16 protein-coding genes are annotated in these 19761 nt (G+C 66.2%); 8 read left to right on the top strand and 8 right to left on the bottom strand.

Translation table 11 applies throughout. The features are described from left to right. Positions 1-79: 79 nt before the first annotated feature. The 5 genes from BW39_RS25620 to BW39_RS25600 all read right to left on the bottom strand — a co-directional run bounded on the left by BW39_RS25620 (position 80) and on the right by BW39_RS25600 (position 6911). Entirely contained in the window at positions 80-1096 is a 1017-nt protein-coding gene (locus BW39_RS25620) for a Tim44 domain-containing protein (RefSeq protein WP_043824956.1), read from the bottom strand. Between the two features lie 53 nt (positions 1097-1149). Then, positions 1150-1881: a bifunctional demethylmenaquinone methyltransferase/2-methoxy-6-polyprenyl-1,4-benzoquinol methylase UbiE gene (ubiE, locus tag BW39_RS25615; protein WP_043824952.1), complete on the bottom strand. Its 732-nt coding sequence runs from the start codon at positions 1879-1881 to the stop codon at positions 1150-1152. Between the two features lie 227 nt (positions 1882-2108). After that, positions 2109-2531 carry a gamma-butyrobetaine hydroxylase-like domain-containing protein gene (locus tag BW39_RS25610; protein ID WP_013800837.1) on the bottom strand — a complete coding sequence of 141 codons (423 nt, stop codon included), beginning with the start codon at positions 2529-2531 and terminating at the stop codon, positions 2109-2111. 10 nt (positions 2532-2541) lie between these two features. Further along, positions 2542-2997, bottom strand: a complete 456-nt coding sequence (locus BW39_RS25605; protein ID WP_043824950.1) for an HIT family protein — start codon at positions 2995-2997, stop codon at positions 2542-2544. Beyond that, the gene (locus BW39_RS25600) at positions 2997-6911 is read right to left on the bottom strand and encodes a DUF3683 domain-containing protein (protein ID WP_043824948.1); all 3915 of its coding nucleotides are present in this window, start codon (positions 6909-6911) and stop codon (positions 2997-2999) included. The genes BW39_RS25605 and BW39_RS25600 overlap by 1 nt, the downstream gene beginning before the upstream one ends. A gap of 420 nt (positions 6912-7331) precedes the next feature. Between BW39_RS25600 and ugpB the strand changes: the two genes are divergently transcribed. From ugpB to BW39_RS25570, 6 genes are all read left to right on the top strand, one after another. Next, positions 7332-8636 carry a sn-glycerol-3-phosphate ABC transporter substrate-binding protein UgpB gene (ugpB, locus tag BW39_RS25595; protein WP_013800834.1) on the top strand — a complete coding sequence of 435 codons (1305 nt, stop codon included), beginning with the start codon at positions 7332-7334 and terminating at the stop codon, positions 8634-8636. 123 nt (positions 8637-8759) lie between these two features. Continuing rightward, positions 8760-9641 (top strand): sn-glycerol-3-phosphate ABC transporter permease UgpA, encoded by an 882-nt coding sequence (gene ugpA / locus BW39_RS25590; protein WP_012207264.1) that lies wholly within the window; start codon positions 8760-8762, stop codon positions 9639-9641. A gap of 2 nt (positions 9642-9643) precedes the next feature. Beyond that, entirely contained in the window at positions 9644-10492 is an 849-nt protein-coding gene (gene ugpE / locus BW39_RS25585) for a sn-glycerol-3-phosphate ABC transporter permease UgpE (protein ID WP_012207265.1), read from the top strand. An 89-nt stretch (positions 10493-10581) separates the two neighbouring features. Further along, positions 10582-11592, top strand: a complete 1011-nt coding sequence (gene ugpC / locus BW39_RS25580) for a sn-glycerol-3-phosphate ABC transporter ATP-binding protein UgpC (protein WP_034396898.1) — start codon at positions 10582-10584, stop codon at positions 11590-11592. A 90-nt stretch (positions 11593-11682) separates the two neighbouring features. Further along, the gene (gene ugpQ, locus BW39_RS25575) at positions 11683-12447 is read left to right on the top strand and encodes a glycerophosphodiester phosphodiesterase (RefSeq protein WP_043824947.1); all 765 of its coding nucleotides are present in this window, start codon (positions 11683-11685) and stop codon (positions 12445-12447) included. Between the two features lie 153 nt (positions 12448-12600). Beyond that, positions 12601-15027 carry a DUF3772 domain-containing protein gene (locus BW39_RS25570; RefSeq protein ID WP_043824946.1) on the top strand — a complete coding sequence of 809 codons (2427 nt, stop codon included), beginning with the start codon at positions 12601-12603 and terminating at the stop codon, positions 15025-15027. Here BW39_RS25570 and BW39_RS25565 read toward each other — a convergent pair. After that, the gene (locus BW39_RS25565; protein WP_013800830.1) at positions 15024-15929 is read right to left on the bottom strand and encodes an N-formylglutamate amidohydrolase; all 906 of its coding nucleotides are present in this window, start codon (positions 15927-15929) and stop codon (positions 15024-15026) included. The two genes, BW39_RS25570 and BW39_RS25565, sit on opposite strands and share 4 nt — an antisense overlap. Further along, positions 15929-16921: a tripartite tricarboxylate transporter substrate binding protein BugE gene (locus BW39_RS25560; RefSeq protein ID WP_012207270.1), complete on the bottom strand. Its 993-nt coding sequence runs from the start codon at positions 16919-16921 to the stop codon at positions 15929-15931. Before BW39_RS25560 ends, BW39_RS25565 begins: the two co-directional genes overlap by 1 nt. A gap of 148 nt (positions 16922-17069) precedes the next feature. Between BW39_RS25560 and BW39_RS25555 the strand changes: the two genes are divergently transcribed. Beyond that, positions 17070-17993 (top strand): LysR substrate-binding domain-containing protein, encoded by a 924-nt coding sequence (locus BW39_RS25555; protein ID WP_043824944.1) that lies wholly within the window; start codon positions 17070-17072, stop codon positions 17991-17993. Positions 17994-18048: 55 nt separating this feature from the next. Here the strand turns inward: BW39_RS25555 and BW39_RS25550 are convergent, their stop codons facing one another. After that, positions 18049-18324 (bottom strand): hypothetical protein, encoded by a 276-nt coding sequence (locus tag BW39_RS25550; RefSeq protein ID WP_013800828.1) that lies wholly within the window; start codon positions 18322-18324, stop codon positions 18049-18051. A 72-nt stretch (positions 18325-18396) separates the two neighbouring features. On the opposite strand from BW39_RS25550, the gene hemA reads away from it, so the two are divergent. Further along, on the top strand, positions 18397-19761 hold a 1365-nt coding region (gene hemA / locus BW39_RS25545; RefSeq protein WP_235264285.1), incomplete at its 3' end, for a glutamyl-tRNA reductase.

Below are 19761 nucleotides of genomic sequence, written 5' to 3'. Positions count from 1 at the left end.
GCAAATCCGGTCGAGACAAGTGGCCAGCCCATGGCGTGACCCCCTGTCGCATCCCTGGCTTGCGCCGGTCCTCTGCAAATTACTGCAGTGCCTGGACGCCGGCGACCAGCCAGCCGCTGCTGCCGCTCTTGGGCTTGGTCATGTTCCAGACCTCGCGGAAGGGCGTGGGGCCTGCCGAGGCGTCCTCGCGGATCATTCCGGAGAATTCCACGCTGGCCATGTAGTCATTGCCCAGATCCTCGATGCCCAGCAACTGGGCATCGATCATGACCACGTCGGTCTGGTTGGGCTGGCCAGGGCGCTGCACCTCGCGCTCGCTGAGCTGGCCACGGATCTCGGTCAGCATCTCGTCGGTCATCATGGCGCGCAGCGAAGCGATGTCCGAGCGGTCCCATGCCGATTGCAGCGTGACGAAGTTGCGCTTGGCAGCCGTCAGGAAGCCTTCGGTATCGAAGCCTTCAGGCACACCCCAGTTCTGCGAGCCTGCCAGGGCAGAGCCGATCTGCACGCCGGAACCCGAGGCCAGGGCGGCCGGCTGGTGGTTCTGCTCCCAGGGACGGGCCGAGGCGTCGTTGCCGACCTTCTCGGGGTTGTACTGGCGTGCCAGCGGTGCGCTTTCCACGTTGCCACCCATGTTGCCCGCGCCCGCAGGGGCCGCGTTCTGGAAGGCGAAGGGGCTGGACGATGCCTGCTGCGCGCCGGCCGCTGCACGGCGCGAGCGCATGACCATGCCCACCACGACCATGATGACCAGGGCCAGCAGGGCGATCAGCAGGAACTGGCCGAAGGCGGCGCCCAGACCCAGCGAGTGGGCCAGCCATGCCAGACCCAGGCCGGCGGCCAGGCCGCCGAGCATGGCGCCCCAGGGCTTCTTGGCCGGAGCGGCCGCAGGCGGCGTGGCAGGCTTGCCCGCAGCGTTCTGTGTGGCGGCGTTCTGCGGCGGCGTGTTCTGCGCCGGCGCGCGCGTAGCTTCACGCTGCGTCACATTGCTCGACTGCTTGCCCACCGATCCGCCACCGCCCATGCGCTTGGCGTCGGCCGTGCCGTGGACCACCACCAGCATCGCGACCAAGACCATAGACCATAGCTTTTTCATGTCATCTCCTCGAATAATCGTGTTGCCGTCACCTCACCGAACGCCTCACGCGCTCAGCACTTGATTCCCACATGCAGGGCCGCAATGCCGCCCGTCATGTTGTGATAGTCCACATGGCCGAAGCCGCATTCCTGCATCAGGCGCTTGAGATCCTCCTGGCCGGGGTGCATGCGGATGGACTCGGCCAGATAGCGGTAGCTGGCGTCATCGCCCGCCACGAGCTTGCCCATGGCCGGAAGAATCTTGAAGGAGTACCAGTCGTAGGCTTTCTCCAGGGGCTTGGCCACCTTGGAGAACTCCAGCACCAGCAGCTTGCCGCCGGGGCGCAGGACACGGTTCATTTCCTTGAGCGCCACATCCTTGTGGGTCATGTTGCGCAGGCCGAAGGCCACGCTGACCAGATCGAAATGGTTGTCGGGAAACGGCAGGGCCTCGGCATCGCAGACCATGGTGGGCAGGATCACGCCCTTGTCGATCAGGCGGTCGCGGCCCACGCGCAGCATGGCCTCATTGATATCGGTGTGCACCACCTGGCCGGTGGAGCCGACCTTCTTGGCGAAGGCCAGGGCCAGATCGCCGGTGCCACCCGCGATGTCCAGTGCCTTATCGCCTTCCTTGAGGTTGGCCACCATCACCGTATAGGCCTTCCAGACACGGTGCAGACCACCCGACATCAGGTCGTTCATGACGTCGTAGCGCGAAGCGACCGAGTCGAACACGCCGCGCACGCGGCTGGCCTTCTCGCGCTCGTCCACCGACTGGAATCCGAAATGTGTGGTGCTCATAACAACGATGCTAAGCAAGCAGTAGTAATGCGTACAGCGACAACCCCGTGTGGCCACGGGCTTTGCCGGGCAAGGGTTATCAAGAACAAACAGCTTGAAACGCCTTCAAACAAAGACTTTCAAGCTATTTTAAATATAGCACCACCCCCAATAACCCTGTGCCGTACAGAGGTCCGGAATGTGGTGCGAGGGGAACGGCGCCATACAGCGCGCACCCGTGCGCGGCGTCAGTGGCTGCCGCAGCCGTGTCCGCCGCCGCTGGCCTTGCCGGGCATGGGCGTGTCGCGGTCCATGCCGGACTCCTGCAGCCGGTCCAGGTACTGCGCCCAGAACTCGTCCTGGCGGCGGCCCAGTTCGTAGAGGTATTCCCAGGTGTACAGGCCACTTTCATGCCCGTCGCTGAAGAAGGGCTTGATGGCGTAGTTGCCCACGGGCTCGATGGCCGTGATGGACACCTCGCGCTTGCCCGTCTGCAGCACTTCCTGGCCCGGGCCATGGCCCTGGACTTCGGCCGAGGGCGAGTACACGCGCAGCAGCTCGAAGGGGATGCGAAAGCTTGCACCGTCGGAGTAGGCCACTTCCAGCACGCGCGATGCGCCGTGCACGGTCAGGGCTTCGGGGGTTGGGGTGTCAGGGGTCAGGCCGGCCATGCGGTGCTCCTCATTCAGTGGCGGGGTGCTGCTGCCAGGCATCGAGTGCCTGGACCAGCGCCGTGTCTATGGCTGGCAAGCGCGCTGCCACCTCGGCCTCGCGCTCGCCATTGCGCGGGCGCTGGGCCGGGGCCCAGACCGCGCCCGGGAAATGGCTGTCCCAGTCAAAGCGCGCAATCACATGCCAGTGCAGGTGCGGCACCATGTTGCCCAGTGCCGCCAGGTTGATCTTGGCCGGCGCAAGGCGCTCACGCAAGACGCGCTCGACCACGACCACGGCATCCATGCAGTGCTGGCGGTCGGCGGCGTCCAGGTCGGAGAACTCGGCTGCATGCGCATTCCAGACCACGCGGTAGAAGGCCGGAAAGCCTTCTTCCTGCGCGCGGATCACTCGCAGGCGCCGGCCGCGCCAGATGGGCACGCCGCCTTCTGTGGCGCACAGAGGGCAGGAAGCGGGAGCAGCCATCAGACCAGAACCCGTTCGATGCCGCCGGCGTTGGCGCGCTGCACGTACTCGGCCATCCAGTTCTCGCCCAGGATCTGGCGCGCCATCTCGACCACGATGTAGTCTGCTTCCAGCAGGCCGTTGTTCATGTCGCCACCGTAGCGCGACAGGCCCTGCAGGCAGCTGGGGCAGCTGGTGAGGATCTTCACGTTGTCCTTCTCGGCCAGGGCGCCGCTGGCGCGCAGCGCGGCCTCGCCCTTCTTGAGTTCCTCTTCCTTGCGGAAACGGATCTGCGTGGAGATGTCGGGGCGCGTGACGCCCAGCGTGCCCGATTCGCCGCAGCAGCGCTCGCTCTTGACCACGCCGTCGCCGACCAGCGCCTTGACGGTCTTCATCGGGTCCTGCAGCTTCATGGGCGAGTGGCAGGGGTCGTGGTAGAGGTAGCCCTCCTTGCCCTGCAGCGTCACGCCCTTTTCCAGCAGGTATTCGTGGATGTCGATGATGCGGCTGCCCGGGAAGATCTTGCCGAACTCGTAGCCCTGCAACTGGTCGTAGCAGGTGCCGCAGCTGACCACCACGGTCTTGATGTCCAGGTAGTTGAGCGTGGTGGCGACGCGGTGGAAGAGCACGCGGTTGTCCGTGATCATCTTCTCGGCCTTGTCGAACTGGCCGCTGCCGCGCTGGGGATAGCCGCAGCACAGGTAGCCGGGTGGCAGCACGGTCTGCACGCCGGCATGCCAGAGCATGGCCTGGGTGGCCAGGCCCACCTGGCTGAACAGGCGCTCGGAGCCGCAGCCGGGGAAGTAGAACACCGCCTCGGTGTCCGCGCTCGTGCTCTGCGGGCTGCGGATGATGGGCACGTAGTCCTTGTCCTCGATGTCCAGCAGAGCGCGCGCCGTCTTGTTGGGCAGGCCGCCGGGCAGCTTCTTGTTGACGAAGTGGATCACCTGCTCCTTGAGGGGAGCACGCCCCACCGAGGCCGGTGGACGCTGGGTCTGCTTCCTGGCCAGGCTGTGCAGCACGTCGGAGGCCAGGCGCTGGGCCTTGAAGCCCACGCCGACCATGGCCGAGCGCATGAACTTGATGGTGTCCGGATTGGTGGCGTTGAGCATGGCCATGGCCAGCTTGTTGCCGGGCCTGAAGCTCTTCTTGTCCATCTTGCGCAGCAGGTTGCGCATGTTCATGGTCACGTCGCCGAAGTCGATCTTGACCGGGCAGGGGTTGAAGCACTTGTGGCAGACCGTGCAGTGGTCCGACACGTCCTCGAACTCCTGCCAGTGGCGCAGCGAAACGCCGCGGCGCGTCTGCTCCTCGTAGAGGAAGGCCTCGACCAGCAGCGAGGTCGCCAGGATCTTGTTGCGCGGGCTGTACAGCAGGTTGGCGCGCGGCACGTGGGTGGCGCACACGGGCTTGCACTTGCCGCAGCGCAGGCAGTCCTTGACCGAGTCGGCGATGGCGCCGATGTCGCTCTGCTGCATGATCAGCGACTCGTGCCCCATCAGGCCGAAGCTGGGCGTGTAGGCGTTGGTCAGGTCGGCGAACATCAGCGATTCGCGCGGCGAGCGGCCGTCATGGCTCTGGCCCACCACGGCCTGCAGCTTCTCGTTGCGGATCAGCTTGCCCTTGTTGAAGCGGCCTTCGGGGTCCACGCGCTGCTTGTAGGCGGCAAAGGGCGCCAGCTCGTCGTCGCTGAGGAACTCCAGCTTGGTGATGCCGATGCCGTGCTCGCCCGAGATCACGCCGTCCAGATGGCGCGCAAGCACCATGATGCGTGCCACGGCCTCATGGGCGGTCTGCAGCATCTCGTAGTCGTCGCTGTTGACCGGAATGTTGGTGTGCACGTTGCCGTCGCCAGCGTGCATGTGCAGCGCCACCCAGACACGGCCCTTGAGCACGCGCTGGTGGATGGCGTTGACTTCGGCCAGCAGCGGCTGGAAGGCCGCGCCCGCGAAGATCTGGGCCATGGGCGCCTTCAGCTGGGTCTTCCAGCTGGCGCGCAGCGTATGGTCCTGCAGCTGCGGGAAAAGGTTCTCGACATCGTCCAGCCAGCCCTGCCACAGCGTGCGCACGTCGGCCACCAGAGCCAGGGCCTGCTGCACGCGGTCCTCCAGCAGCTCGGCCGAGGGGATGTCGCCCGCATCGTCCTGCTTGCCCAGCGGCAGGTCGCCGTGCTGGAAGAAGTCCGTCAGCGCATCGCACAGCTTGAGCTTGTTGCGCAGCGACAGTTCGATGTTGATGCGCTCGATGCCGTCCGTGTACTCCCACATGCGGGGCAGCGGGATCACCACGTCTTCATTGATCTTGAAGGCGTTGGTGTGGCGCGAGATAGCGGCCGTGCGCTTGCGGTCCAGCCAGAATTTCTTGCGCGCCTCGGCGCTGACGGCCGTGAAGCCTTCGCCGTTGCGCGAGTTGGCAATGCGCACCACCTCGGCGGCCACGCGGGCCACATCGTCGGCGTTGTCGCCGGCAATGTCGCCCAGCAGCACCATCTTGGGCAGATGGCCGTTGCCCTTCTTGCTCTTGGTGGCGTAGCCCACGGCCTTCAGGTAGCGGTCGTCCAGGTGTTCCAGGCCGGCCAGCAGCACGCCCGAGCGCTTTTGCTCGGCGAACATGAAGTCCTTGATCTCGACGATGCTGGGCACGGCGTCCTTGGCGTTGCCGAAGAACTCCATGCAGACCGTGCGCGTGTGCTCGGGCATGCGGTGCACCACCCAGCGCGCGCTGGTGATCAGGCCGTCGCAGCCTTCCTTCTGGATGCCCGGCAGGCCCGACAGGAACTTGTCGGTCACGTCCTTGCCCAGGCCTTCCTTGCGGAATTTCTGGCCGGGAATGTCCAGGCGCTCGCTGCGGATGGGGGTCTTGCCGTCGGCCTCGAAGTACTGCAGCTCGAAGCTGGCCATCTCGGCGTCATGGATCTTGCCGAGGTTGTGGCCCACGCGCGTGACTTCCAGCCACTGTGCATCGGGCGTGACCATGCGCCAGGACACCAGGTTGTCCAGCGCCGTACCCCAGAGCACGGCCTTCTTGCCGCCCGCATTCATGGCGACATTGCCGCCGATGCAAGAGGCCTCGGCCGATGTGGGGTCCACGGCGAAGACGAAGCCCGCGCGCTCGGCCGCATCAGCCACGCGCTGCGTGACCACGCCGGCTTCGGTGAAGATGGTGGGCACCTCGTGGTCCACGCCGGGAATGCGGCGCATCTCCACCTCGGTCATGGCTTCGAGCTTTTCGGTGTTGATCACCACGCTGCGCCAGGTCAGCGGGATCGCGCCGCCCGTGTAGCCCGTGCCGCCGCCGCGCGGAATGATGGTCAGGCGCAGCTCGATACAGGCACGCACCAGGGCGGCCATCTCGGCTTCGGTATCAGGCGTGAGCACCACGAAGGGGTATTCGACGCGCCAATCGGTGGCGTCCGTCACATGGGCCACGCGCGACAGGCCGTCGAACTTGATGTTGTCCTTGGCCGTGTGGCGGCCCAGGCTCTTTTGCACCCGGCGGCGCAGTTGCTCGGCCTCGACGAAGGTGGCGTTGAACTCATGCACGGCGCGCCGCGCCGCATCCACCAGCTGGCCCACCAGCGCATCGCGCACGGGGTCCTGCTGCGGAGCACGGCGCTTGTCGATCTCGCCCAGGCGGTGCTCCAGGGCCTCCACCAGCGACTTGCGGCGGTCGGGACTGTGCAGCAGGTCGTCCTGCAGGTAGGGATTGCGCTGAACGACCCAGATGTCCCCCAGCACCTCGTAGAGCATGCGGGCAGAGCGGCCCGTGCGCCGCTCCTGGCGCAGCTGGTTGAGCACATCCCACATGGACGTGCCCAGCAGGCGGATCACGATCTCGCGATCGGAAAACGAGGTGTAGTTGTAGGGAATCTCTCGCAGACGTGCAGGTTCGGCAGCCTGTGCCTGCAGGGCTGCCAACGCAATCGGTACATTCATGGGGTAGACCGTGTCTGGCGCTCTCGGGGCGCCGCTAAGCCAAGTGGGAGCGCAATTTTAAGCGAGCGCCCCGAGGATGCGCTTCCCACGGGGCTCTGGACGGCGCGCCGTCTCGGCCCGCGAAGCCAGCCCTCGCCAACGGGGCGTGATCTTGCGGAGCCCGGTGGATGTGCCTTATACAGAAAGAGCACAAACGAGCCAATACGAACAACCCGGCTTTTGAAACGAAATGGTATTGACCTAAAATAGCGCCGCTTCGCGTGTCATTTTTTGTCACACGACTGACATACGGGACCAGCGGCTCACCGGGTTTGGCCTGTAGTGCGGTACGAAGCATCCGAAAACAATGACACAGACATGTCATGCCCCTGCCTTACCGTGGCAGCGGTCTGAAACCGTCACCGAACTAGAGGAGTCCTCATGCAACTGAAGCAACTGGCCATGGCAGCCGCGATCGCGGCCACCACCATCTCGGCACAAGCCCAAACCGAAATCCAGTGGTGGCACTCGATGAGCGCAGCCCTGGGCGACTGGGTGAACGACCTGGCCAAGGAGTACAACGCCAGCCAGACCCAGTACAAGATCGTGCCGACGTACAAGGGCCAGTATGACGAGTCGATGACGGCCGCCATCGCCGCGTTCCGCGCCGGCAACGCGCCTGACATCCTGCAGGTCTTCGAAGTGGGCACGGCCACCATGATGGCCTCCAAGGGCGCCGTGGTGCCCGTCACCAAGATCATGAACGACGGCGGCTTCAAGTTCGACCAGGGCGAGTACATCTCCGCCGTGGCCGGCTACTACACCGCCCCCAACGGCCAGATGATGAGCTACCCGCTCAACAGCTCGACCACCATCTTCTACTACAACAAGGACGCCTTCAAGAAGGCAGGCCTGGACGAGAACAAGCCGCCCAAGACCTGGCCCGAAGTGTTCGCCGCCGCCGAAAAGCTCAAGGCCTCGGGCCACCGCTGCGCACTGACCACGAGCTGGATGAGCTGGACCCAGCTGGAGAGCTTCTCGCTGTGGCACAACACCCTGTACGCGACCAAGAACAACGGCTTTGACGGCACCGATGCCAAGCTGGTGTTCAACTCGCCGCTGCACGTCAAGCACTTCGAGAACCTGGCCAAGGCCGCCAAGGATGGCAGCTTCGTCTACAAGGGCCGCGGCAACGTGCCTGACGCCGCCTTCGCTTCCGGCGAGTGCGCGATGATCACCGGCTCCTCCGGCCTGTATGCCCGCGTGGTCAAGGAAGGCAAGTTCGCCTTCGGCCAGTCGCAACTGCCCTACTACGCCGATGTGAAGGGCGCGCCCCAGAACACGGCCATCGGCGGTGCCTCCCTGTGGGTGATGGCCGGCAAGAGCGCCGAACGCTACAAGGGCGTGGCTGACTTCTTCAACTTCCTGAACAACACCAAGATCCAGTCCGCCAGCCACCAGCGCACCGGCTACCTGCCCGTGACCACCGCTGCGTACAAGCTGACCGAGGCATCGGGCTTCTACGAAAAGCATCCCGGCACCGACACCGCCGTGACGCAGATGATCCGCAAGACCACCGACAAGTCGCGCGGCATCCGCCTGGGCAACTTCGTTCAGATCCGCACCATCATCGATGAGGAAACCGAACAGATCTGGACTGGCAAGAAGACTCCCCAGCAAGCCCTGGACACCGCTGTCACCCGTGGCAACGAGCAACTGGGCCGCTTCGCCCGGGCCAACAAGTAATCCTCCCATGTGATCTGCGGTGTGGCCGCTGCGCAGGCAGCCCGCACCGTGCATCACAGGCCCGCAACCGGCGGCCCCACGGCCATCCGGTTTGCGGGCTGTTTTGTTCTACCGAGTTCCGTCATGGAAAAACGCGTTCTTTTTCGATCCGCCTGGCTGCCGTGGTTGCTGATAGCACCACAGATGGTCATCGTGCTGGTCTTCTTTTTCTGGCCCGCAGGCCAGGCCATCGTGCAGTCGTTCCAGGCGCAGGATACGTTTGGCTTCTCCACCGAATGGGTGGGGTTTGCCAACTTCCAGCACCTGCTGGATGACCCCGCCTACCTGGCCTCGTTCAAGACCACGGCCATCTTTTCCGTGCTGGTGGCGGTGTTCGGCATTGCGCTGTCGCTGATGCTGGCCATCTTTGCGGACCGCGTGATCAAGGGCGCGCTTGCCTACAAGACCGCCTTGCTGCTGCCCTATGCCGTTGCGCCCGCCGTGGCGGGTGTGCTGTGGGTGTTCATGTTCTCGCCGTCCATCGGCGTCGTGGCCTATGCGCTGCGCATGATCGGCTATGACTGGAACCACCTGCTGAACTCCGGCAACGCCATGACGCTGATCGTCATCGCCGCGATCTGGAAGCAGATTTCCTACAACTTCCTGTTCTTCCTTGCGGGCCTGCAGTCCATCCCCAAGTCGCTGATCGAGGCCGCCGCCATCGACGGCGCGGGCCCCATGCGCCGCTTCTGGGACATCCAGTTCCCGCTGCTGTCGCCCACCACGTTCTTCCTGCTGGTGATGAACGTGGTCTACGCATTCTTCGACACCTTCGGCATCGTGGACGCCACGACCCAGGGCGGTCCGGGACAGGACACCTCCATCCTGGTCTACAAGGTCTATCACGACGGCTTCAAGGCCATGGACATGAGCGGCTCGGCTGCCCAATCCGTCGTGCTGATGGTGATCGTGGTCGCACTCACGGTGATCCAGTTCCGCTATGTTGAGAAGAAAGTGCAGTACTGATCATGGTTGAACGCAGTCCCCTTCTCTCCTTTTTCTCGCACCTGATCATGGTGCTGGGCGTGATCATCGTCGGCTTTCCGCTGTACCTGGCCTTCGTGGCCTCCACGCACACGCCGCAGGACATCATCCAGGTGCCCATGCCCCTGGTGCCCGGCAGCAACTTCTGGGAAACCTACAAGGCCGCGCTGTTCGGTGGCTCGGGCCCCGGCTCCAGCGCGCCCGTGGCACGCATGATGTGGATCAGCTTCGTCTCGGCCATGGTGATCACCGTGGGCAAGATCGCGATCTCGCTGCTGTCGGCCTTCGCGCTGGTGTACTTCCGCTTCCCGTTCAAGAAGATCTGCTTCTGGCTGATCTTCGTGACCCTGATGCTGCCCGTGGAAGTGCGCATCGGCCCCACCTACGAAGTCGTCTCCACGCTGGGCATGCTCAACAGCTACGCCGGCCTGACGATTCCGCTGATCGCCTCGGCCACGGCCACCTTCCTGTTCCGCCAGTTCTTCCTGACGGTGCCGGACGAGCTGGTGGAGGCCGCCCGCATCGACGGCGCAGGCCCCATGCGCTTCTTCAAGGATGTGCTGGTGCCGCTGTCCAAGACCTCGATCGCGGCGCTGTTCGTGATCCAGTTCATCTACGGCTGGAACCAGTACCTGTGGCCGCTGCTCGTGACCACCTCGGAAGACATGTACCCCGTGGTCATCGGCATCAAGCGCATGGTGGCCAGCGGCGATACCGGCAATGACTGGAACGTGGTGATGGCGACGGCCCTGCTGGCCATGCTGCCGCCCGCCGCCGTGGTGATCCTGATGCAGCGCTGGTTCGTCAAGGGCCTGGTGGACACCGAAAAGTAAACCGCTCGCCGCCGCCCCAACCCACCGTATAGAACCCCGCAGAGCAAGCGCCAGCGCCCTTCGCTCTGCGACTCAACCAGAATCTTCGTATGGCATCCATTTCCTTTCGCAACCTGATCAAGCGCTACGGCCAGGGCCCGTCGGCCAACCAGGTACTGCACGGCGTCAACGCCGAAATCAAGGACGGCGAGTTCGTCGTCATCGTCGGCCCTTCGGGCTGCGGCAAGTCCACCCTGCTGCGCATGGTGGCGGGCCTGGAGGAGATCTCCGACGGCCAGTTGCTGATCGGCGACAAGGTGGTCAACGACGTGGAACCGGCCAAGCGCGACATCGCCATGGTGTTCCAGAACTATGCGCTGTACCCGCATATGTCGAACTACGAGAACATGGCCTACGGCCTGAAGATCGCCAAGGTGCCGCCCGAGGAGATCAAGCGCCGCGTGGACAAGGCCGCCAAGATCCTGGAGCTGTCGCACCTGCTGGACCGCAAGCCGCGCCAGCTGTCGGGTGGCCAGCGCCAGCGCGTGGCCATGGGCCGCGCCATCGTGCGCCAGCCCAAGGTCTTCCTGTTCGACGAGCCGCTGTCCAACCTGGACGCCAAGCTGCGCGGCCAGACCCGCATCGAGATCCAGAAGCTGCACGCCGAGCTGGGCATCACCAGCCTGTTCGTGACCCACGACCAGGTCGAGGCCATGACCCTGGCCCAGCGCATGATCGTCATGAACGGCGGCGTGATGGAGCAGTTCGGCACGCCCGAAGAGGTCTACCACACGCCCGCCTCCACCTTCGTGGCCAGCTTCATCGGCTCGCCCCCGATGAACCTGCTCAAGAACGCGCCCGGCGGCACGGCCGGCCGCATCCTGGGCATCCGCCCCGAGCACCTGGTCGTCGTCAGCGAAGGCGGCTGGGAAATCAAGGTGGACACCGTTGAAATGCTGGGTGCCGAGCGCCTGGTCTATGGTTCGCTCAATGGCGAGACGATGACGGTGCGCATCGACGAAGGCGCGCCCTTCCCCAAGTCCGGCGAGACCATGCGCGTGCGTCCTTCCGAAGAGCGTCGCCTGCACTGGTTCGACGCAGAATCCGGAAAGCGGATCTGATCCCCTGAAGGCCGGCTCTCCGACCTTTTCCAAGAGAGCCCCAGAGGCTCTCTTTTTCCATCCAAGCTCCCTTCTTTTGACGGACTCGCCATGACCGAGAACCTGAAATCCTGGCCCTACCCCCTGTGGGTGGCCCACCGTGGCGCTGGCAAGCTGGCGCCCGAGAACACCATGGCCGCCTTCCGCCTGGGCGCCGCGCACGGCTATCGCATGTTCGAGTGCGATGCCAAGCTGTCTGCCGACGGCGTGCTGTTCCTGATGCACGACGCCACGCTGGAGCGCACCACCAACGGCCACGGCACGGGTGGCGACCTGTCCATGGGCGAAATCGCCCAGCTGGACGCCGGCAGCTGGCACTCGCGCGCCTTTGCGGGAGAGGCCCTGCCCACGCTGGAAGCCCTGGCCCGCTGGTGCCTGGCCAACCACTTCTTCCTGAACGTGGAAATCAAGCCCACGCCCGGCCAGGAAGAGGCCACGGGCCGCGCCACGGGCGAGCTGATGAACCGCATCTGGCCCAGGGACTGCATCCAGCCGCTGTTCACCTCGTTCAAGACCGATGCGCTCAAGGGCGCACGCGACACGGCACCGCACATTCCGCGGGGCCTGCTGGTGGACAAGCTGGCCGATGCCACGGGCGACGCCGACCTGCGCACCGCGCTGGACCTGGGCTGCGCGGCCATGGTGCTCAACCATGCGCTGTGGGATGCCGCACTGGTCGCCAAGGTGCATGGCGCGGGCCTGCGCTGCAGCAGCTATACGGTCAACGATGAATGGGCCGCGCAGCGCCTGATCGACCTGGGCACGGACGGCGTCATCACCGACCGTGTCGATATGTTCAGTCCCGCCTCGCGCTGAGACGGCTGCTGGCTGGCGGGGCCGGACCTTTGGAAACAACCGTCGCGGCGGCCCGCCGCACAATGTGCGTCCATGACACCGCCCCGCCCGTGCCCTCTCCCGCTGCGCCCTACGTGGGCGCAGGCCTTGCGCCAATGCCTTGCCGCCGGCCTGATGGTCCTGGCCATGCTGGTCCTCACCGTGCCCGCTCCGGCCCATGCGCAGGACCGCACGGCAGCGGCGGCCACGGCGGCGCCCGACGGCCGGCCGGCCCTGCCCAGCGTGGACGATCTGCGCAAGCAGCTGGACGCCATTCCCCGCAAGCTGGCCGAGGACGATGACGGCCGCAAGCTGCTGGACGAGGCTGCGGCCATAGGCACGGCGGCCGACCAAGTCGCAGCCCGCCGCACCGAGGAACTGGCCGACATCGATTCGCGCCTGGCCGGCCTGGGCCCCGCGCCCGAAAAAGGCGCCCCTGCCGATGCGCCCGATGTGGCCGAGCAGCGCGCCAGCCTGGCCAGGCAGCGCAGCGCCGTGGATTCCGAACTCAAGCTCGCGCGGCTGGTGTCGGTCGATGCCGACCAGCGCGGCAACGAGCTGATACGCCAGCGCCGCGAACAATTCCAGGCCGCACTGACGGCCCGCACAGATTCACCGCTGGGCCGCCCCTTCTGGCGCAACCTGCGCGCTGCCGCGCCTTTGGACGCGGCGCGCCTGCAGGGCCTGGGGCGCGAGCTGCGCCAGGCCGTCGCCTCCACCATGGCGTCCGATCGCCGGGGCGGCTTCATCGCCAGCCTGGCCGCCGCCTTGCTGATCGCCCTGCTCGGCCCTTGGCTGGCCGAGCGTCTGCTGGTGCGCGCCGCGCCCGCGCGCCTGCCCAGCGGCCGCCTGCGCCGCTCGTTGCGCGCGGCGGCCACCGTGCTGATCAACACGCTGCTGATCGGCCTGGCAGCGCAACTGGCCTGGAGCGTGCTCAAGGCCGGCGATGGCTTCAGCGAATCGCTGGACGCGCTGGCCAAGGCCAGTGTGCAGGTCACGCTGTTCGGCGCCTTTGTGGTGTCGCTGGGCCAGACCCTGCTGTCGCGCAGGCGCAGTTCCTGGCGCCTGCCCGGCGTGTCGGACGAGCTGGCCGAGCGGCTCAGCCCCTATCCCTGGTGGATTGCCGCCGGAGCCGCGCTCAACGGCCTGGTGACCGAGGTCAACGCCATCATCGGCGCCAGCCTGGCCGCCGAGGTCACGGTGCACGCCCTGTCGGCCCTGCTGATTTCGGCCGTGGTCATGCTGGCCCTGCGGCATCTGCGCGCGCCGGCGCCGGTCGCGCAGGAAGACGGCGCCCAGGCAGAGCCTGCGCCGCCACGGCCCTTGTGGGTGGGTCTGCTCGTGGCCTGTGCGGCGGTGGCCAGCATTGCCACCATTGCGCTGGCCGTGACCGGCTACGTGGCGCTGGCCGGAACGTTGGCGCGCCAGATGGTGTGGACCGGCGTGGTCTTTGCCACCACCTACCTGCTGTTCCAGCTGGGCGACGATCTGTGCGAGGCCCTGCTGTCGTCCAAGGGCAGTTTCGGCACCCGGCTGAACCAGAGCCTGGGCATTGAGGGCCGGCTGCTGGACCAGGCCTCGGTGCTGGTCTCGGGCCTGCTGCGCGTGGCCCTGTTGTTCTACATGGTGATCGCCCTGCTGGCCCCGCTGGGCACGGGGCCGGACGAGGTGTTTCGCCGCGGCAGCACGGTGAACCACAGCCTCAAGGTGGGCGACTTCACCATGGCACCGCAGGCCCTGTTCACCGCATTCGCCGTGATCGTCACGGGCCTGATCGTGATCCGCGTGATCAAGCGCTGGCTGACGGACCGCTACTTCCCCAACACCTCGCTGGAGCCGGGCATGCGCAGCTCCATCACCACGCTGCTGGGCTATGTGGGCGGCATCTTCGTGGTGGCCGTGGCGCTGGCGGGGCTGGGCATCAGCGTGGAGCGCATTGCCTGGGTGGCCAGCGCGCTGTCGGTGGGCATTGGCTTTGGCCTGCAGGCCATCGTGCAGAACTTCATCTCGGGCCTGATCCTGCTGGCCGAGCGGCCCGTGAAAGTGGGCGACTGGGTGGTGCTGGGCGATACCGAGGGCGACGTGCGCCGCGTCAACGTGCGCGCCACCGAGATCCAGCTGGGCGACCGCTCCACCGTCATCGTGCCCAACTCGGAATTCATCACCAAGACCGTGCGCAACATGACGCTGGCCGGCGCGCCCGGGCGCGTGCTGCTGCGCCTGCCCGCGCCGCTGGACACCGATGCCGAACGCATGCGGACCCTGATATTGGAGGCCTTTCGCACGCATGAAGGCATCCTGGACACGCCCGAGCCTCTGGTGCAGCTCGAAGGCATTGCCAACGGCACGCTGACCTTCCTGGCCATCGGCTACGTGGGCAACCCGCGCAATGCGGGCGGGGTGCGCAGCGATGTGCTGTTCAGCATCCTGGCATCGCTCAAGGGCGCGGGCCTGTACCTGTCGCCACCGGCCACCACCTCGGTGGCGGCGCCGGTGGTGACAGGCGTGCCGGGCACGCCAGGCACGCCGCCCATGCCCGGCGACCCCGCCAGCCCGGCCTAGCCTCGCCCGGCCATTTCAGCGCGCACATGCGCCGCAACCACGGCCATCAGCTCACGCAGATGGCCGCGCAGCGGCTCGAAGCCCGCGTTGGGCTCGCGCGTGTCCTCGTCCATGTAGACCGGCCGGCGGATCTCGATCTGCAGGCTGTGCCGGCCCAGGTGCGGCTGGCCTATGCGGCCGATCAGCTCCACGCCCTTGTAGGGCTCGTTGTAGGCCACGCTGTAGCCAAAGCCCGCCAGCGTCTCGCCCACCAGCTGGATGAACTCGGGCGCGCAGGTCGTGCCGTCGCGGTCGCCCAGCACGAAGTCGGCCAGCGGCGGCGCGTCGGTGCGGCCCAGGCGCTTGTAGACATCGTTGGGCATGGAGTGCAGGTTCAGATGCCAGACGCCGCCAAAGCGCTGCACGCTGTCATCGATGGCCTGCGCCAGCGCCGCATGGTAGGGACGCCAGTAGCGCGCGATGCGGTGCTCCACCTCGGCCACCGTGCGCGGGCGTTCATACAGCGGCGTGGCCACGCCGTCCCGGCTGATGCGCTGCCAGATCAGGCCCAGGCCCTGGCGGGTCTTGACGCTGGGCGCCAGGGGCACGGGCCACTGGCCGTCGATCTGGGCGGGGTCCAGGTCGGCCTCGCTGCGGTTGGGATCGATGTAGGTGCGCGGAAAGGTGGCCTCGATCAGCGTTGCGCCATGCGCGGGCCACTGATCCCAGAGCGCGGCCACATGCGTGTCCTCGCCACGGCGCAGCAGGGACATGGGCACGGCATGGCCGAAATCCTCGGGATAGGACGTGCCGCTGTGCGGCGAGTCGCAGACGATGGGCAGCACCTCGCCGGTGGCGGGATGCACCACGACCGGGGTGTCCGGCCGGGGGCGCAGAAAATCGGTCTGTGCCATGCGGTCCATCAGTCGAGCTTGATGTTGGCGCGCTTGGCCACGGCCGTGTAGCGCTCGATGGCGGCCTTGATCTGCTTGGCAAATTCCTCGGGCGTGTTGCCCATGGACTCGCCCGAGATGGATTTTTGCTTTTCCAGGTAGTCAGGCATGGCCATGGCCTTGTGCGCAGCCGCATTGAGCTTGTCGATGATGGGGCGCGGCGTGCCGGCAGGTGCGACCAGGCCGAACCAGCCGCCGTCGCCCATCTGTGGGAAGCCCAGCTCGGTGTAGGTGGGCACGTCGGGCAGCACGTCGGCGCGCTTGAAGGCCAGCACGGCCAGCGGGCGCAGCTTGCCGTCCTTGATGTGGGGCAGCGTGGAGGGCAGGTTGTCCGTCATGGCATTGACCTGGCCGCCCAGCGCGTCGGTGATGGCCTGGCCCGCGCCCTTGTAGGGGATGTGCAGCAGGTCGATACCGGCCAGGTTCATGAAATTCTCGATGTTGGCGTGGCCCAGGGAACCTGTGCCCGGCGAGGCAAAGCTGTACTTGCCCGGGTTGGCCTTGGCCAGGGCGATGAACTCCTTCATGGTCTTGGCGGGCACGCTGGCGTTGATCACGAACACGCTGGGCACGGACATCACATTGGTGATGGGCGCGAAGTCCTTGATCGGGTCGTAGGGCAGCTTGCGGAAGATGGCCGGGTTGGAGCCATGCGTGCTCACCGTGGCCATGCCGATGGTGTAGCCATCGGCCGCAGCACGCGCAATTTCGGAGGCGCCAATGGAGCCGCCCGCCCCGCCCCGGTTGTCCACCACCACGGACTTGCCCAGGATCACGCTCATCTTCTCGGCCAGCAGACGCGCCACCATGTCGGTGGAGCCGCCCGCGCCAAACGGCACGACCAGGCGGATCGGCCGGCTGGGATAGTCGGCAGCCGGGCCCTGGGCCCAGGCGACGGGAGCCAAAAGAGCAGTGGCGGCGCAGGCGGCCAGGCTGGACAACAGGGTGCGGCGCATTGCCATGGTGTGTTTCCTCTCGTGATGGATGAAAGAGCGGCCTGCTGCAGGGCAGGGCTTCGCGGAACAGGCGCCGATTCTGGACAGCCGCCGCACGCGCGAAAAGAGACAAGACGGCAAGCAACTATGACAAACCGTCATAATTGCGTCCGTCATGCGCATGCACTCTCCCTCGCTTTCCGAGCTGCACGCCTTTGCGGCGGCGGCGCGCCTGGGCAGCTACTCGCTGGCAGCCCAGGAGCTGTATGTCACCCAGGGCGGCATCAGCCGCGCCATCGCCCGGCTGGAAGAGCACCTGGGCTTTGCCCTTTTCGAGCGCCAGGGCCGGCGCAGCGTGCTGACCGAGGCCGGCCGTGAATACCTGCAGGCCGTGGAGCCCTCCGTACACGCCATCGAATCGGCCTCGGCCGCCGCACGCAGGCGCCACTTCGGCCCACAACTGCGGTTGTCGGTCGTGCCCACGCTGTTCAGCCACTGGCTGATTCCACGCCTGCCGCGATTCAATGCCCTGCATCCGGGCATCGTCCTTTCGTTCGCCCCCTACCGGCGCGATGACCCGCTGTCCGCCGCCGAGATCGACGGCTGGCTGCGCGTGGGCAGCGAGCCCTGGCCCGCCCATGTGGTGGCCGACTATGTGGTGGGCCGCGACCTGGTGCCCATCTGCCATCCGCGCGAATTGCAGGGCCCGCAAGCCATTCGCAGCGCAGCGGATGTGCTTGCGCGCCCCTTGCTGTTTCACACCAACTATCCGGGCAACTGGGCGCGCTGGATGAGCCACCTCGGCCTGCCCGGGCCCTGCCCCGCGCCTGCGGCGGACTTCGAACTGGTGGCCCTGCTGGTCCAGGCCGTGGCTGCCGGCATGGGCGTGGCCCTGGTGCAGCGCTGCCTGGTGGAGGAAGACCTGGCCGCCGGCCGCGTGGCCCTTGCCTTGCCTGCACCCGTCCACATCGAACGCGGCTACTTTCTGTGCCGGCCGGCCGCGCGGGCGCCTTCCGAAGCGTTTGTGCAGTTCCGTGCATGGCTGCTGGAGCAGGCCGCGCCGGGTGCCGTGCCTCCAGCCGCAGCCTCAGGCCCCTGATCGCCGGGAGAAACGCCCTCTTCCGTTGATCTGCATCAATCTTTGCTGTCAGCCATCAGCGCCAGCCGCGCGAAAGCACCCACTGGCAAAGCGCCATCACGAGGACCAGGGCGGTGTAGGTGGCCATCTTTGCATCGCGCCCGAACCACCACAAACCGGCCAGCAACACCAGCGCGCCAACAACCAAATTGATAGCAACCTGCAACCACCAGGCAAGGGATTGCTGCGATTTTCCATAGATCAAAAGCGCGCACAACATCAAGGCCGGCGACAGGAAGAGTGCAGGCGCCAGGAAGTTCAGCCAATGATTCGTACTCGCAATCCATCCCATGTGCGGGCTCCGATTCCAGGGTGTTGTGATCAGGGATGCCTGAAACTGCGCGAAATTTTATAATCCCGGGTTATGGCAGTCTGGGCACTCGGCATCAACCACCACACGGCTCCGCTTGATATGCGGGGACGTTTCGCGTTCGCGCTTGACCAGATCGTGCCCACGCTGCAGGGCCTGCGCGAATCGCTGACCGGCCCCGGCCGCCAGCACAGCGCCGTCGAGACCGCCATTCTCTCCACCTGCAACCGTACCGAGATCTACTGCGCGGCCGAAATGCCGGCCATGGACCACACCCTGCACTGGCTGGCCAACAGCGGCGGTATTTCGTCCGAATTGCTGCGCTCGCACTCCTATCTGCTGGAAGACGGCCATGTGGCGCGCCATGCCTTCCGCGTGGCCAGCGGGCTCGATTCCATGGTGCTGGGCGAGGCCCAGATCCTGGGCCAGATGAAGAATGCCGTGCGCGCCGCAGAGAACGCAGGCGCCCTGGGCAGCACGCTGAACCAGTTGTTCCAGCGCAGCTTCGCGGTGGCCAAGGAAGTGCGCAGCTCCACCGAGATCGGCGCCCACAGCATCAGCATGGCCGCTGCCGCCGTGCGGCTGGCCGGCCAGCTGTTCGAAGACCTGTCCCAGATCAAGGTGCTCTTCGTGGGCGCGGGCGAGATGATCGAGCTGGTCTCCACCCACTTCGCGGCCCGCCACCCCAAGCAGATCATGATCGCCAACCGCACGCTGGAGCGCGGCGAGAAGCTGGCTGCCCAGTTCGGCGCCGGCACCATGCGGCTGGCCGACCTGCCCGACCATCTGCATGAATACGATGCCGTGATCAGCTGCACGGCGTCCAGCCTGCCCATCATCGGCCTGGGCGCCGTGGAAAGCGCGCTCAAGAAGCGCAAGCACCGCCCCATGTTCATGGTCGATCTGGCCGTGCCGCGCGATATCGAATCCGAGGTCAAGGACCTGCGCGACGTCTACCTCTACACCGTGGACGACCTGGCCACCGTGGTGCGCACGGGCCAGGCCCAGCGCCAGGCAGCGGTCGAGCAGGCCGAAGTCATCATCGACCATGGCGTGCAAAGCTTCATGCACTGGCTGGACCAGCGCCGCCCGCAGGCCGGCGTGGTGCCGCTGATCCGCCAGCTCAACACCCAGACCGATGAATGGCGTGCGCTGGAGATTGCGCGCGCCAAGAAGCTGCTGGCCAAGGGCGAAGACATCGACACCGTGCTGGAGGCCCTGTCGCGCGGCCTCACGCAGAAAATGCTGCACGGCACCCTGGCCGAGCTGCACAAGGGCGATGCCGACCAGCGCAGCCAGACCATGGACACGGTCTCGCGCCTGTTCCTGCGCTCGGCCCAAAGCGGCCCGCCACCCCAAGCAGATCATGATCGCCAACCGCACGCTGGAGCGCGGCGAGAAGCTGGCTGCCCAGTTCGG

It is taken from the genome of Delftia sp. RIT313 (genome assembly GCF_000632165.1).
GTDB classification, from domain to species: Bacteria; Pseudomonadota; Gammaproteobacteria; order Burkholderiales; family Burkholderiaceae_C; genus Comamonas; species Comamonas acidovorans.
Note: the sequence above shows the minus strand (reverse complement) of the source record. Positions and strands in the feature narration are given on the sequence as shown.

Bases quoted from the DNA above. Each gene is read 5' to 3' on its own strand.
- ugpE (WP_012207265.1), top strand. From the start codon at position 9,644: ATGGTTGAACGCAGTCCCCTTCTCTCCTTTTTCTCGCACCTGATCATG.
- BW39_RS25620 (WP_043824956.1), bottom strand. From the start codon at position 1,096: ATGAAAAAGCTATGGTCTATGGTCTTGGTCGCGATGCTGGTGGTGGTC.
- ugpQ (WP_043824947.1), top strand. From the start codon at position 11,683: ATGACCGAGAACCTGAAATCCTGGCCCTACCCCCTGTGGGTGGCCCAC.
- ugpB (WP_013800834.1), top strand. From the start codon at position 7,332: ATGCAACTGAAGCAACTGGCCATGGCAGCCGCGATCGCGGCCACCACC.
- BW39_RS25565 (WP_013800830.1), bottom strand. From the start codon at position 15,929: ATGGACCGCATGGCACAGACCGATTTTCTGCGCCCCCGGCCGGACACC.
- BW39_RS25610 (WP_013800837.1), bottom strand. From the start codon at position 2,531: ATGGCCGGCCTGACCCCTGACACCCCAACCCCCGAAGCCCTGACCGTG.
- BW39_RS25555 (WP_043824944.1), top strand. From the start codon at position 17,070: ATGCGCATGCACTCTCCCTCGCTTTCCGAGCTGCACGCCTTTGCGGCG.
- BW39_RS25560 (WP_012207270.1), bottom strand. From the start codon at position 16,921: ATGGCAATGCGCCGCACCCTGTTGTCCAGCCTGGCCGCCTGCGCCGCC.
- BW39_RS25570 (WP_043824946.1), top strand. From the start codon at position 12,601: ATGGTCCTGGCCATGCTGGTCCTCACCGTGCCCGCTCCGGCCCATGCG.
- BW39_RS25600 (WP_043824948.1), bottom strand. From the start codon at position 6,911: ATGAATGTACCGATTGCGTTGGCAGCCCTGCAGGCACAGGCTGCCGAA.
- BW39_RS25550 (WP_013800828.1), bottom strand. From the start codon at position 18,324: ATGGGATGGATTGCGAGTACGAATCATTGGCTGAACTTCCTGGCGCCT.
- BW39_RS25605 (WP_043824950.1), bottom strand. From the start codon at position 2,997: ATGGCTGCTCCCGCTTCCTGCCCTCTGTGCGCCACAGAAGGCGGCGTG.
- ugpA (WP_012207264.1), top strand. From the start codon at position 8,760: ATGGAAAAACGCGTTCTTTTTCGATCCGCCTGGCTGCCGTGGTTGCTG.
- ubiE (WP_043824952.1), bottom strand. From the start codon at position 1,881: ATGAGCACCACACATTTCGGATTCCAGTCGGTGGACGAGCGCGAGAAG.
- ugpC (WP_034396898.1), top strand. From the start codon at position 10,582: ATGGCATCCATTTCCTTTCGCAACCTGATCAAGCGCTACGGCCAGGGC.